The organism is Haloarcula sp. Atlit-47R, from assembly GCF_003665985.1.
Classification (GTDB): Archaea; Halobacteriota; Halobacteria; order Halobacteriales; family Haloarculaceae; genus Haloarcula; species Haloarcula taiwanensis.
The window spans coordinates 213016-225716 of sequence record NZ_QPLQ01000001.1 but is presented as its reverse complement, the minus strand read 5'-3'; the positions used below and the strand labels follow the sequence as shown (position 1 = coordinate 225716).

The window sequence follows — 12701 nt, the reverse complement described above, 5'->3', positions numbered from 1 at the left end:
TGGCCGTGGTGCAGAATCCCACCTTTCGAATGAAATTTTTATGTCGAGCCAGAGTGATTTGTTTCAAACGTTTTTAATGTTGTGCTTCGATTCCTTTTCGCATCGTGACCTACTCAGGCCGTTACTCCCGGCGAGTCTGGTCTGTCTGAGCCTGACGAAGCACCACTTACGCCAGTCAGATGCCAGCGGTGAGTTTAGGACACTCGGAATACCGCTCAACGATGCTCTTGTCCCTCACCAGAACCGACCAGATTTGTTGGGCCTCGTTGAACCATGTGCTTCCAAGACACGACCGAGCCGAATAATGCTTAGTCTCCTTCGAGAGCGATTATCGAAGGCCGCCGGTATACAAGAACAGCGGTCGTGAACGCTGTCTAAATGGGAGGGGATCTAGCTAAGATGTGAGCAACGGTCGAGGCCAAGATAGAACCACGAATACTTATCGCCCGATACCCACTCCAGGAGGATATCAGGCTCAAAAGACGGCCTGACCGTTTGAAAGCTCTCATCTATGGCATGCGGACAAGATATTGTGCCGTCGGACACCAGTCTACGAATCGATGCCGAAGGGCAATTGCTACTTATCTTTTAAGTGGATACCATCACAACTATATTCGTCGGTTGTAGTGTTCCAACAGAGAAGGTAATGACGCTCAAGTCGATGTTCCGTGGTCGATTACACGAGTGGCTCCTCCGAGCCAACCGACTCTATCACAGACGGCTTTACACAGTAGAGTCCAATCCTGACGGAATCGACATTTTTGACGAGGACTGGGACTCACTTGTTCTTCTTGACGCTTGTCGGTACGATGCTCTCGTAGACCGGGATGAACTCCCCGGTAACTTGGAGTCACGGGTTTCTAAGGGGTCACAAACATACGAATTCCTCCGAGCGAATTTCACAGACCGAGACTTGCGTGACACGGTTTATGTTACCGCAACGCCGCAGTACTACCGGTTCGAAGACGAACTCAACGCGACGTTTCACGAGGTTGTTAACATCTGGAGCGATGATTCGAACGTATGGCACGATGGTGGACGACAGGTCGTGCGCCCCGAAACGACCACCGAGCACGCACTCCAAGCCGCCGAGCAGTACCCGAACAAGCGGCTACTGGTGCATTACATCCAGCCCCACACTCCCTTCCTCGATCGACCGACCGAGAAACTGAATACTGACCGAAACACGTACCGACAGTTCATCAGCGGAGAGCTATCGGTGGACGCCTCGACGCTGCGTGAGGCGTACCGACGGAACGTTGACATTACGCTTCCGCACGTAACTGACTTACTCGAGGGGCTTGACGGAAAGACCGTTGTCACTGCGGACCACGGAGAGCTACTGGGAGAACGATTATATCCGGTACCGGTTTCGGGCTGGGGACACCCACACGGAACATACGTCGACGAACTCGTACGTGTGCCGTGGCTAGTCCACGAACAGGGTGAGCGACGAGATGTGACCTCCGGGTCGTCGAAGAGTGGCGACGAAGAAATTAAGCATGACGTGGTTGAACAGCGACTGCGTAGCCTTGGCTACACGAACTAATCGAGATTGACAGGGACTGACCGAACCGCGAGAATCCATTTCACAGGTAACCGAGGTCTCGAAGGTGTTCGACTGTCTCCTTTCGTTCAAATTCGTCCTTGTCACCTTGTTCGCCAGTAACCCTCGGTTTGAACTTGGGTTCGTACTCGCCTCTGTCACGTGCAGTTGTAGTCGCCCATGGGACGCATTTCACGTTCGGTTGGAGGCTTCCGAGGGGGTGTTTGTACGTTCCCCAGCGGCCGAATCCTTCGCCGTGGTCCGCGCTAATTGCGACGCGCTCGGCATTCAGATTCTCAAGCAACACCGAAACGGAGTCAAGACTCATCCTGAGATTTTCGAGATACGCGTTCCAGACCGTCTCTCGCTCTACACTTCCGGCTCGAAGGCATTTGAATGGATTCGATTCCCATGGTTTCAGTTCCCGTCCTTCACGCCTCGCCATGGCGATGTACGGTGAGTGGGGTTGCGAGTAGTGGACAATGAGTCGGTCTGGCTGGAGTTCGCGGCCGACCGTGATAGCGCGGTCGGTCAAATGTTCGGGGAGCATGTGTTTGTAGGGGTGCTCGGGCTGATACTGCCACGCGTCGTCTACAAGCAAAAAGTCGTCTGCATCCGCCACCTTCCAGTTCACTGGTGCCCGGTCAGCCGGGAAGTTACGATCTTTGAGAACTCGCTTCGAGAAGGCGTTCGCTGAAACGTAGGCCGTTCCACGAATCTCGCTCGTATACGTTGTGCGAAACGTGTTTGCGACCCACTCTCGACTGGTGCTCCCAACAGAAACTATCGAATCGATATCTGACAAAAACGAGTACTCATCTGCAACCTCTTTCAGTGCGTCTACACGGCAGGTGTCGAGTATGATGAGCGCATCCCAGTCTCGCTCAAAGACATTCGCCCCAACTGGGTATCGGGAAGTGAGCGAGGCCCACAGCGCAATGTACGCGTCCCGCAGCTCCTCTGAAATCAGTGTGGTGATTTTAGTCGGCTGCATGTGTTCGAACTGATTACGAACTCCTTTATGGTCAATAGGTCATATATTTTGAGATCCTCACATTTGGCTATGCTTCTAACCAGAGGACTGATGATACCGGGTTTCCCATCCGTCAGCACTACGCAGGGTCGCCGAATATCGCGAGAAGGGAGTAATCTCTTTCGATAGAGTTTATACGGCGACATTCTAATCGATAATGAATGCGTCAGGGCGCTACGATGGCGATGGGAGCCGGAGTGGCGATGGCAGTCGGTATGATTCTCGCCGTTTGGGGTTTGACAGCGGTGCTTACCTTAATCTCAATCGTACTCACCCTCCTTATTCTGTTCAGCGGTGCAGCCCTCCTCTGCCGGAGTCGGGCGTGGTTCGCTATCCTGCTCGTCGGCATACTCGTTCGGCTCCCGTACACGGTATTGAAACCCGTCCACGACGACTCCTCAGTATACGTCGGGAGAGCACTCAACCTGCTTGAGGGCCAGATCACAATTTCCGGACACATCGGTGTAGAAGCCATCATGGCGCTGTTTCTCGGGCTCTTTGGCCAAATGGGTGGAAACCTCGCGTCGTTTGTGGCGTCTTTGGCAACGGTGTGGCTCGTCGGTCGAACAGCCACTGTGCTGTTTGATTCTCCCCGGGCAGGTCACGCCGCCGGATTCGTCCTCGCAGTTACGCCGCTTCACATCAACTTCTCGTGGTGGGCTTACACAGAACCGATTGCTGTCTGTTTTTTCACTCTCAGCCTATACTTCTTCGTTAGTCGAAGGTACGTGGCCGGAGCGGCCGTCGGAATCATCGTATTTTTTATGCGTCTAGAATACCTGTTTCTTCTCCTTGCTCCGCTCGCCGGACTCTATGCGTTCTCTGAAGACAGGTTTCGCCACGTCTTCGTACTCGGCCCACTGCTGGGGTTCGTTGGAGTCATACTGCTTTATCAGCTCTCGTCAGGGGACTCACCAGTAGTTACCGTTCGGACACTCGTCTCAATGCCCTCGCTGTTCTCGACCGGCTTCTTCGTCGGCTTGTCGAATGCACCACTCGAACATACGGTTCGGAACCTCCAATTCTATGCGCCTCATTTTCTTCATTGGGGTGTTCCTTACTTCGAGTTCGTACTGGTGAACCCTCTTCTACCGGTACTCTTTTTGATTGGAGTTGTGGCTCTTCTCCCAAGGGTGCGGTACGCTCGCATCTTGCCGGTAACTAGTGCTATCATCATCGCTGCCGCATTCATGTATCGCGAGCTAACTGTCGGGACGGGGCTCATTGGGCCTTCGATAGAGCTGGTTGCATGGCTATATGCTAGCATTTTCGTCGCACTCGTCGTGCTTGTGTTACAATCGACCGATAAGCGACTCTTCCCGCTGTTTGCTACGATTCCGTATCTGTGTCTTCTTGCTATCCTATACCTGGCCCCTAGATATCTCCTCCCGATGGCTGTCGTGGGTAGCCTCTACGCCGGATACGGGCTCAAAACCATCCTTGACATGGTGGTTATTAGCAGCGACGACACTGAAGACGCTGCAGCTACCTAGTCCCAGTGTGTTGCGAGTTTTCCCGTAACTATAGTAACAGTTGAAACGATTTACACACTGATCGCACTGCCGTCGGGCGATCAGGTGTGCATTGATTTTCAATGGCTACTATAGCACATCCTACTCTTGGTTTGTTCAATGCCGATCAATGAACTGCTCAGTGCCCTCACGAACCGTTGTCATCAATTCGTAACCGATGAGTCGCTGGTGCTCAAAATATTATTATAAGTGAAATTGGATTTACTCCGTTGAATAAACGCTGAGGCATAGTTAGAGTGGAACACGCAGCGGTTCTATATTTGCAGTGGTAAACACCAAATCGATTTCACAGAACCATTGGTACAGCAAACACTCGCTTAACTCTGTCCTGCGAGCGCTTAGTTGTCGAATATGAATTTCGGCCATCCAGCTCCGAGAGCTCTCTTTTGTCCGGACGGATGTGTTATCTGCGGTTACGTTCAGTGACGACCCACGAGAGTGAACGAGGTGATCAATTTCTAGCGTAGCAATTTCGCATTCGGTACGCCAGTCTTGGAAAAATCAGTCCCTGTCAGTGAATGGGTGGGATGGATACGTCAGAACGGACTGTCGTCCAGATGGAGAGACTCACAGCTCTGAAGTCAGACGGAGTACTTGAACACGACTGCTTTTATATGATCTGTCAATGTCTACTATCCTCTCTATAGAATCTTAGGTCGAGTTGTCCGCAATAGAGTTCTCAACACGCCACCGACAACACCCCTTTGATAATAACGTGGGTTATGGACAGTCACTGATCGCTTTTGCGAGTGTGTATTCACAGTCAGCGTGCTACTTTCTCACCTCGTCATACTGTTTCTCTGGTCACTGCCTCTCACCGTATCTCGGTTATGCCAAAGAGTGTGTAGAAAGCCTCGTGTCGAATGCACAGTGTTCAGAGTGCGTCCAGCACAACCGCAAACCTACAACGATACTACCACCGGAGAGTTTCAAGGGTTGTGCCACAATCCGGACACTCACCGTCGGTAATCGTTAGCTGTGCATCGCACGACGGACAGTAGTCACGATAACACGCTGGGTCGCCCATATCACACATCTATTCCGGCAGAGTGTGAGCGTTTCCCCGTTCTCAGACAGTCCTTCAACGAAGCACTGATAACCAGGAAAAGACACGACCTCCTTCTTCGGCTATCAATATAGCATCCTGATTCCCATACACTATTCCTATAGCAGTAACAGGCTTGTGCGCGATCCGTCTGGTGTCCATATGCGCAACACCGGCGACCAAGGGTCAGCAGCCGAAGCGGACCAGCCAGTCGATGGTGCTGGGTACGGGCCGGCGAGCCCATCAGAGACGGGTGAGACATCACGGGGGAAGAGCCTCGGTGTCGATCTGTGTCTGAGTCATCCGGAGCTGGTTCTGACGGAGGCAGTCGAGAGTAGTCCGGACATAACAGTCCGTCCGGAGCAGATGGTCGACGACGGTACGTCGAGTTTCGTGGTGATAGAGGCCGTCGGTGAGGGTCTCGACCAGTTCGAAACAGAACTGGAGAGGGATAGCACGGTATGCGAGTCCGTCGTGTTAGACTGGACGGAGACGAACCGCGTCTATCGGGTTGAGGTGGCCGACAGCGCCGTTCGACTCACGCCCTCGCTCGTCCGCGCCGGTGGTCGGGCGCTCGATATCAAAGGGACAAGTGGACAGTGGCTGGTACACGCCCAGTTTCGGTCGCGGGCGGCACTGTCACAGTTCCGCTCTGACTGCTCTGACCGGAATATCACGTTTCGACTTGATCGACTGTACTGGACCTCCGGAGAAGTCAATGCCGGTGCATGCGGGCTAACCGCAGACCAGCAAGTCGCACTCGAGACGGCACACAGCGAGGGGTACTTCGACGTTCCCCGTGGCATCTCACAAGCAGAGTTGGCGGACAAACTCGGCATTTCACCATCTGCGATGTCACAGCGGATTCGGCGCGGGATGGATCAGGTCGTCGGGTCGGAGCTTGGACTATCTGATGAGTAGATGACTAAAGAATAAATAATTATATCTGAATTATCAAGTGTGGCCAGACGTGACAGGGCTATCATGTGCCAAAAAGGATATTGTTCCGCTGTGACACCCGTTCCGTATGAGACACCGGATCGTGAGCGGGATATGCGCTTTATTCCTCCTCTTGACAGTCGCGTCCGTCTCCGTGGGTGTCGCTGCTGCAGCGGACGCCGGGCAGTATGCTGATGACACAGCGACGGGCAACGAAACAGCGCCAGCGATACAGTCGGCTGGTCCCACACAGGCTGTTGCGCACGGGCCGAACGGAACCGCGTTCGTCTGGGAACGGATAGACGGCGCGCGGCCCGGCGGGTATCAGATCGCAGTGACCGTTAGCTCGCCGCAGGAGAACCGCTCGATCTGTGCGCGCGCGAACGGGTCTTTGAACTGTACGTCGGTCGGCCCGAACGGAACAACGACCCTCACGACTCCCGGGACAACGGGGATCGATGATCTCTCAGTCTCTCTCTACAACACGCGCACCGACACCATGATAGATCGGCAACCGGTGTCTCTGCAGCCGATTCAGCGTACCGGTGATATTGATGACGACGGGCTCAACAACAGCCACGAGGTGGTCCAGGGTACGAACCTCACTGACGCCGACACTGACGGCGACGGGCTGTTGGACGGGACAGAAGTCCACCAGCACGGGACGGCCCCCACAGCCGTAGACACTGATGAAGACGGTGTCGCCGACAGGACTGAGATCCAACAGGGCACCGACCCGCGACGGGCCGATACCGATGGCGACGGGCTAGCAGACGAACGCGAACTGACACTCGGGACGAATCCGACCGTCGCGGATACTGACGGCGATGGGCTGTCCGACCAGCGAGAGGCGTCAGGCAAGACCGATCCAACCGACGCGGACACGGACAACGACGGCGTCGTCGACGGTCGGGAGCTGGCGGTCGGCACGAACCCGGCTCAGGCCGACACCGACGCTGATGGGGTCGCTGATGGCAGGGAGCTGGCTCTGGGCACGGATCCAACAGTCGCAGACACTGACGGTGATGGGGTGGCAGATGGAACAGAACTCGAATCGGGGACCGAGCCTACCGAGAGTGATACAGATAGTGACGGCCTCGACGACGGAAGAGAACTGGCAGCCGGCACGTCCCCAACCACCGTCGATACGGATGGCGATGGTCTCAGCGACGGGCGCGAGGTTTCGGCCCTTGGAACAGACCCGCTCGCGTCCGATTCGGACGGTGACTTCCTGACCGACCCACAGGAAGTCACCTGGGGGACGAACCCGAACAGCGTTCTGACGCCAGCCTGGGTGACGAGTTCGCTACTGGGGTTCCTGATAGGAATTGGGTTGACAGTCGCAGCGATCAGGCGTGGCTGGGTGATAAGGCTCTCCACGGCGGCCAGACTGTTCATTTATCGCTACCTCGAACTGGATCGGGAGATACTCGAAATTAACCGTGAAGTCGACGCCACGGACAGGGTGGTCGAAGCCGACAGTGCAGACATCGACGTGGACACTGCAGCTGGGGCCTTCGAGCAAGCTGACCGGGAACTCACCCCTGACGCGCACCTCGTGAAGCTGATGCTGCAAGCCGAGAACGGTCGTCTGCACCAGACAGATATCGTTGAGGCGACGGACTGGTCGAAAGCGAAGGTTAGCCGCCTCCTTTCGCGGATGGTGGACGAAGACGAAGTCGTAAAAATACGTCTCGGCAGGGAGAACCTCATCTGTCTGGAGCGGGCAAAGCCCCCGGCGGCGAACTCGCCCCACGCAGGCGATATCAAGCCGCCGACGCCCGGCGGATAAGCTGACACGCGGGCCGGATAGCTTGGTCGGTAGTGGCGTCACTGCACAGAGATGGGTAAATCTCCGCCAAGCGCACCTGTCCGCCGCCGTCACGGCGGTCAGGAATATGTGCACAACACCCTGCGGCAGATAAAGGTCACCGTACTCCCGGCTTTTGTGCCTTCTACGTCCCGAAAACAGTCGAATAGGCCCGTGACATGCGAAATTCCCACGGTGCACGAGTGTGGTTTTTCACATACTAGTTGCTGTCGAAACGGTGGAACGATCCGGTACGGTGCGTGAAACAGTACTGGAAAGCAATAGCTGGGGCGAAACGACCTATATGGCTGTATTCGTCCTTCAGAAGCCACTTTTACTGTCCTGTGTCCAGAGTAAGTCGGTCACTACCGACCGGCTAAATCGGTGAAACAGTCGCAACCGACGGAACAGTCGACCCGGTATATGGCGGCCGCTGGAAAAGGAAAAGTCACATGTCGATAGCTGAAACGACTTCCGAACCCACAGCAGCCGAGGCAGAGGCGTCCACGACAGACGAGTCATCGTCTGGAGACGCCTCGTCTGACGATAACCTCACCCGCGACGACATTTTCCATGTCCTTCAGTGTCGTCGTCGCCGCTTAGTCCTCAAGTACCTCCACGAGCACTCCGGCGAAGAGCCAGCCGATATGAGCGACATCGCAGAACACATCGCGGCGCTGGAACACGACACCACCATCGACTCGCTGCGCTCGAAACAGCGCCAGCGCGTCTACATCGCGCTGTACCAGTCCCACCTCCCAAAGATGGACGATGCGGGCGTTATCAACTACAACCAAGATCGAGGACTCGTCGAAGCGACCGCGCTCGCGAACTCCTTTGATAAGTATCTCGCTGCGGAACCATCACTTCTGTCGACGCCGCCTGCGGAGTCGACGCTGTCGGCCGGTGTAACTGACCACGACCGGCCCGGGGCCCACACGCCTGCCGATGAGCGATGGGCAGGTCGGTATCTCGGGACTGCGTGTGCCACACTGGTTGCAGTCGGTGGACTCGCACTCAGCGGGACTACAGTGTCAGGTGTCGCAGTCGCACTCGTCGTGAGCGTGGTATTTGTAGCACTGGCGGTGATCCATCGGCTCTCACTGATGGGGTCGCGGTCGCTTTCAGACCGTCTACGAGCGGCTCTCGATACGGAGATGTAAGCTACGTACTGGACAAATGCGTGCACACAGCGGTACACCCGGGGTGAGTAACATATGCGACCGGCAGTAGGGCCCGACGCCTTCGTTGATACCGGAGAAAAGACTACGCCGCCAGCGCAGAACGACCTCGATGGCGCAACCCTATTCGATATTCTCGGTAACGAGCGGCGCCGCGCATGCCTGTACTGCCTTGCTGAACACGGGACGGCGCTCTCTGTCAGTACGCTGGGCAAACAGGTGGCGCGGGCCGTCGCCGATGCAGAGACCGATAGTGACGAACTCTACGACAGTGTGTACATCTCCCTCTGTCAGACTCACCTGCCCAAACTCGACGCTGTCGGGCTGGTAGAGTACGAGCAAGACCGGAAACGTGTCTGTCAGGGCCCCAGATTTGACGCTATCAGGGACCAGTTCGAAGCGGCCCGCACGCCCAGAGAACAGGCAGCCGAGAGTCTTCGGGCAGAGACCATCGTGAGTGTTCTGACGGTGGCGATAGGCGGGGCCGCAGTCGCGAGTCCACCGACAGCTAGAACCGTACTGCTTTCCGGACTCGTTGGGATTCACCTTTTCGTTCTCATCCTCGGGTCCGCGTCTCCGTTCAGAAGTAGTGACTGAGCGCGTCCGTCTGGTCGGGCGTAGCACATACACTGGCCAGTGGTGAAATAGTAGTCACCTGCTACCGTAGTGAACGCTCCGCCGGGCGGCTGTTGCGTGTTTGACAGGGCTGCAGACAAAGACCGGTGCCGTATTGTGGTACAGTCCCTGACGGCGGTTCCCTGAATTGCGTGGCAGAAGTACGTGTCTACCGGGTAGATAGCGGGCGTAAAGAAGCATATAATCAAACGGTGGGCGACAGAGAAAGCGTGTATGACCGACTACGCCAGTATGCGAAAAGCGATCGAAGAGACGAAAGAATCGTTCGACGCGGTCGAGCGGTTCCAACGTCGGTCAGCCCTCTGTCCTTGGTTGAATGTACCGCTTCGGGATGAGCCGTAAGTAAGCCACAGGTGCGTCTTGACCGCCGGATTCGGTAGCCTGTCCGCCCCGATGGGGCCGGACTGCTGGCCGGATGAAAATACACTTCACCCATCGGCGGAAAGCTGATGCATATGAATCAGGCGGAGGCACAGCCGTGTATATCGTAATCGTCGGCGCGGGCGAGGTCGGTTCGAACATTGCTGAGAGCCTCGCTGAGAGCCACGAAGTCGCCGTCGTAGATATCGACCCAGACCGCGTTGAAAGCCTGATGTACGAGGCTGACGTGCTGGGCGTCGAAGGGGACGGTGCGGAACTCGACACCCTCTCCGAGGCCGGTATCGAGAAAGCCGACGTTCTCATCGCCAGTACCGACGACGACGAGACGAACATCGTCACCTGCGGGACGGCGGTAACGGCGGCTGACCCCTTCACCATTTCCCGCGTCAAGAGCGCGAAGTTCCTCCGGACTTGGGAGAAATCCGAGGGCGCCTTTGGCGTGGATCACATGGTCGCGACGAACCTGCTCACTGCGGAGAATATCGCCCGAGTAATCGGGCTCCCCGGTTCGCGCGACGTAGAAACATTTGTTGACGGTCAGGTCCAGATGGGTGAGTTCGAAGTGCGCGAATCCAGTCCAATCACGAACCTGACCGTCGCTGAGGCCGACCGCTACGAGTCATTAACCTTCGCTGCCGTACTGCGCGACGGCGAAGTCATTATCCCGCGCGGAGAGACAGTCATCAAAGCCGGCGACGATATCGTCGTCATCGGCAGCTGCGAGAGCGTTCGCCTGTTCGCGACCGAGATCGCGCCGAAGTCGGAGGCGACCCAGAACGTCCTCGTTGTCGGCGGGAGCGACGTCGGCTATCACACCGCACGACTGCTTCAGGATCGCGGTATCAAACCGCGGCTTATCGAGCGCGACCACGACAGAGCGCGCGAGCTGGCAGAAGAGCTGCAAGGAACCACCGTGCTGGAGAGTGATGCAACCGACACTGAGTTTCTCGAACGGGAACACGTCTCCGATGCCGATGCTGTGGTTGCGACGCTCGATAGCGACGAGAAGAATCTCTTAGTGACGCTGCTGGCCAAGCGACTCGGTGCGGAGCGAACCGTCGCCGTCGTCAACTCCGGCGAGTACGTTGACCTGTTCGAAGCTGTTGGCGTCGATGTAGCTGTCAATCCCCGCGAGACGACCGCAGAAGAGATTACCCGGTTCACCCGGGAGTACGACGCGACGAAGGTTGCCATCATCGAATCCGACCGCGCCGAAGTGCTGGAAATCGAAATAGCCGCTGACAGTGTCCTCGCCGGGCGACCGATCCAGGAATCGGTGCAGGAACTGCCGACTGGCGTGGTCATCGGAGCTATCAGCCGCGGCGGCGAGCTTGTCATCCCCCGCGGTGACACTGTTATCGAACCCGGCGACCACGTCGTGGTGTTCGTGGACGCCGACTGTCTGGAAGCGGTCAACGACAAGCTGTAGTAACAGCGCTACGCCCAAGAGACTAAGCCTGTTTCCCGCCTCAGTTAGTGTATGGCTTCCGTTGCGGCCCGTATCGTGCTCTCGTTTGCTCCCAACACCACCGATGGAGACCCGTGGTCCGGCGTCGATACCGAGTGGATAGCTGACGAACTCCGCGGGGACACCTATCAACAGTACCTTCGACGCGCCCACAGCGGCCCGGTAGCCGTCGGCGAGGAGTGGGACGAGTTCGTGAGCTGTGGTTGCGCGACGCCACAGGACGTGGTGCTGCGCGTCGAGCGCGTCGAGGCCGGAACGGCAGTTGGTGACGAAACGACGCTTGACGTTCATCCCCGTAACGACACCGAGGCAGTGCCCCAGTAGCCGTTTTTTGCTGTCGAGCGTGTCTGTTCCTGCATAGTAGTCCGCCGCGACTGTCGCACCGGTCAGTATCGGGAGATATTGGGAGAAGGGAAAGGCTGATGCATGGCACTAGCACATTCCGGACTATGCCACGCGATTCCTATCAGGAGGGACTGAACTCGCTCCGCGAGGATGTCCTTTATATGTCAGAGATCGTCCTCGAGCGGCTTCGGCTTGGCTTGGATGCGCTCGAACAGAAAGACGAAGAGATGGCCCGAGAGGTCATCGAGGGCGACCACGAGATCAATCAACTGTATCTCGACCTCGAACAGGACTGTATCGACCTGCTGGCGCTGCAACAGCCGGTCGCATCCGATCTCCGCTTTATCGCCGCGTCGTTCAAGATCATTACCGACCTCGAACGGATCGGCGACCTCGCCACGAACCTCGGCGAGTACTCGCTGGAGGCCGAACGCGATGTATACCCCGAGGTCGACATTCAGGACGTTGCCGACGTGACCATCGAGATGGTCGAAAACGCTATGCAAGCCTACGGCGACGAGAACGCCGACCAGTGCTACGCCATCGCCGATGTCGACGACGAGGTGGACGAACGCTGTGAGGCCGCCTCGGAGACGGTCGTGCGCGACCTCATTGAGCGGGAGATAGACACCGACTCCAGCGAAGGCGAGATTGAGCAACTGATGGCCGACGTGTCCCGTCTCCTGCTGACGATTCGTGACATCGAGCGGGTCGGCGACCACGCCGTCAACATCGCCGCGCGGACGCTGTACATGGCCGAGAACGACGACGACCTCATCTACTGA

General features: G+C 56.8%; 11 protein-coding genes. 9 read left to right on the top strand and 2 right to left on the bottom strand.

What is annotated here, in order from left to right; all coding sequences use genetic code 11:
* The first annotated feature begins 913 nt into the window (after positions 1–913).
* Entirely contained in the window at positions 914–1549 is a 636-nt protein-coding gene (locus tag DVK00_RS01170) for a hypothetical protein (RefSeq protein ID WP_232794468.1), read from the top strand.
* A gap of 40 nt (positions 1550–1589) precedes the next feature.
* On the opposite strand, the gene DVK00_RS01165 is transcribed toward DVK00_RS01170, so the two are convergent.
* Complete coding sequence (locus DVK00_RS01165) at positions 1590–2540, bottom strand: hypothetical protein (protein ID WP_101350562.1); 951 nt, start codon at positions 2538–2540, stop codon at positions 1590–1592.
* 200 nt (positions 2541–2740) lie between these two features.
* Here DVK00_RS01165 and DVK00_RS01160 point away from each other — a divergent pair, with 200 nt between their 5' ends.
* Entirely contained in the window at positions 2741–4072 is a 1332-nt protein-coding gene (locus DVK00_RS01160) for a hypothetical protein (protein ID WP_121577115.1), read from the top strand.
* A 952-nt stretch (positions 4073–5024) separates the two neighbouring features.
* Here DVK00_RS01160 and DVK00_RS22425 read toward each other — a convergent pair.
* Complete coding sequence (locus tag DVK00_RS22425) at positions 5025–5138, bottom strand: DUF2089-like zinc ribbon domain-containing protein (RefSeq protein WP_394337659.1); 114 nt, start codon at positions 5136–5138, stop codon at positions 5025–5027.
* Between the two features lie 180 nt (positions 5139–5318).
* Between DVK00_RS22425 and DVK00_RS01155 the strand changes: the two genes are divergently transcribed.
* From DVK00_RS01155 to phoU, 7 genes are all read left to right on the top strand, one after another.
* Entirely contained in the window at positions 5319–6077 is a 759-nt protein-coding gene (locus DVK00_RS01155; protein WP_101350560.1) for a helix-turn-helix domain-containing protein, read from the top strand.
* Between the two features lie 106 nt (positions 6078–6183).
* Positions 6184–7887 (top strand): hypothetical protein, encoded by a 1704-nt coding sequence (locus DVK00_RS01150; protein ID WP_121577114.1) that lies wholly within the window; start codon positions 6184–6186, stop codon positions 7885–7887.
* Between the two features lie 470 nt (positions 7888–8357).
* Positions 8358–9068 (top strand): hypothetical protein, encoded by a 711-nt coding sequence (locus DVK00_RS01145; RefSeq protein WP_101350558.1) that lies wholly within the window; start codon positions 8358–8360, stop codon positions 9066–9068.
* Between the two features lie 54 nt (positions 9069–9122).
* A complete protein-coding gene (locus DVK00_RS01140) occupies positions 9123–9683 on the top strand; it encodes a hypothetical protein (protein ID WP_121577113.1) in 561 nt (186 codons plus the stop codon).
* A gap of 517 nt (positions 9684–10200) precedes the next feature.
* Complete coding sequence (gene trkA, locus DVK00_RS01135; protein WP_101350556.1) at positions 10201–11532, top strand: Trk system potassium transporter TrkA; 1332 nt, start codon at positions 10201–10203, stop codon at positions 11530–11532.
* A 51-nt stretch (positions 11533–11583) separates the two neighbouring features.
* Positions 11584–11895: a hypothetical protein gene (locus DVK00_RS01130; RefSeq protein ID WP_101350555.1), complete on the top strand. Its 312-nt coding sequence runs from the start codon at positions 11584–11586 to the stop codon at positions 11893–11895.
* Positions 11896–12020: 125 nt separating this feature from the next.
* Positions 12021–12701, top strand: a complete 681-nt coding sequence (gene phoU, locus DVK00_RS01125; RefSeq protein ID WP_101350554.1) for a phosphate signaling complex protein PhoU — start codon at positions 12021–12023, stop codon at positions 12699–12701.